A 1,860-nucleotide genomic window follows, 5' to 3' on the forward strand; every position below is an offset into this window, starting at 1 on the left:
TCCCATGACAACTACCCAAGCTTTCATGAACTTAAGTATTTGAACGCGCCTGCGATCGGAGATCGTTATCCCACGCTGGTCGAGCATGGTCAGGACATTGGAGAACTTGTCCAAGAAATCATCGTTTACCTTTACGTTGACTGCTTCTTCTTGAAGTTGCTTAAGGTCATCCAGAGTTATGTGTACCCCTACCTCTGGACGCTTGGAAATACCCAAAGCCCACCCGTCTAGTTTCTTCTTAGATGATGGTTTCTGAAGGAAGTCAACAGTAGGTCTGTAAAGAAAGCGATCACCGAACGCTTGAAGTGACTCCTCGGTAGGCCAGCTGTTCGTGGCAGCCACAATCGATTGGATTGGAGTTTCTATAGTCTCCTTACCGTTATTGAATGTCCTCTCATTCAACAAAGTCAGAAGAGAGTTGAGGATTGCTGAACTGCCACGAAACAGCTCATCCAAGAAAGCTACGTGTGCTGAGGGGAGGTAGCCCTGCACATCCCGCGTGTACTCATCGTTTAGGAGCTTAGTTACAGCTACTGGGCCGAAGAGTTCAGATGGATCAGTAGTAGGGCTGAGAAGATAACCAAAGTAGTTTGAGTCCTCAATGCCACTACAGATAGATCGGATCAGATCCGACTTACCTGTACCTGGAGCTCCGAGCAGGAAAGCATTCTGCTTACTGAGCAGCGTGGCAAGAAGACCATTGATGATGTGCTCCCGCTCAAGGTGAGCATTGTTGAGAGCTGCGCGGAAAGTCTGAAACTTAGTGAAGAGTTTGTCGTCCATGACTGTTTGTTGTGTTGATGTTGAGTAGGTAATCAGAAGTCGGGATCTTCGATGTTGTTGTCGTTGATCTCAGCAATCAACTCATCGAGAGCTTCACCACTAGCGGCTCGGACCAAAGACTTACGTTGATCCAGAAGCTTCCTGAGGTGTTTGGAGCGCTGCTCATAAATGTCGAGCTCCATTGTCACTTCAGGGGTAAGGAAGTTGAGAACGTTGAGATTCTCTGCTGATTTGATACGCTCGCAGAGCTGCTTGTATTTAGTTGACAGGCAGAGAGACTCTTTGAGTTTCTCCAGTCCCTTGGAAGAGTCTCTGTTATTGCAGATGCTTTCAAGTTCCTGCTTAATGGTTTCCTGCAGTGTGTAGAACTTCTCCGTTGCCTTATGCCTCAGTTGAGGCACGTTGGAGCTCATATCCTTACCTACTTCGAGTAGCTCTCTGGAGAGATCAGACAGGTTCTCGAAACCGGGAACAGAGTCAGAGATAAGGCGAAGCTTGTTGGCGATAATCTCCCACGAACCTCTCTTCTTATCACTACCTACCTGCTGTTTTCCTACCTTTTCACATGGCCGTGAATCAAGGTCATCGATTAGCTCAGCACCAATCATCAGAGCCTTATCAGCAGCTTGTGCTTTAGCTGCTTCAAGGATTGCCTCAGTGTTGATACTGTTCTCGTAAGCGATGGTGCCGAGAATGTCACCCTCGATAGGTTTGTCCACTTTTTCCAGCGTGGTAGGAAGAGGACCCAAAACGGATACTCTGATTGGGGCTCTGTATTCTTCCTTGCTAGGGAAGATCTCCATGTAAGCACTGTAAGCAATGCGGTACTCTTCTTCGTCAGTGAAGAGAGGGCGCAGAATGTTTTCGGTAGTCTCTCGCCACTTGGAGTTCTCTGACTCCCACATCTTTTCCAGTCGAGCGTTAGCTTCCTTAGCTGCGTATCGGATGTTGCGAATCAGTTCATTAGCGCTATTGAAATAGTTGCTAGTGACAAAATGGCAATCGCCGTAGTGAATGCAATAGCTGTCATACAGTTCACGCTGAAGTACACGCAGCGCATCAAGTTCTTGCTTGAGA

The 1,860-nt window shown here is 47.5% G+C and carries 2 protein-coding genes; both read right to left on the minus strand.

The window, feature by feature from the left end; translation table 11 throughout:
• On the minus strand, positions 1-783 hold a 783-nt coding region (locus EBR25_13620), incomplete at its 3' end, for a MoxR family ATPase (GenBank protein ID NBW42021.1).
• 32 nt (positions 784-815) lie between these two features.
• Positions 816-1,860: hypothetical protein (locus tag EBR25_13625; protein ID NBW42022.1), on the minus strand; the 1,045-nt coding region annotated here is incomplete at its 5' end.

The sequence above is a fragment of the bacterium genome (assembly GCA_009926305.1).
Lineage (GTDB): Bacteria > Bdellovibrionota_C > UBA2361 > UBA2361 > RFPC01 > RFPC01.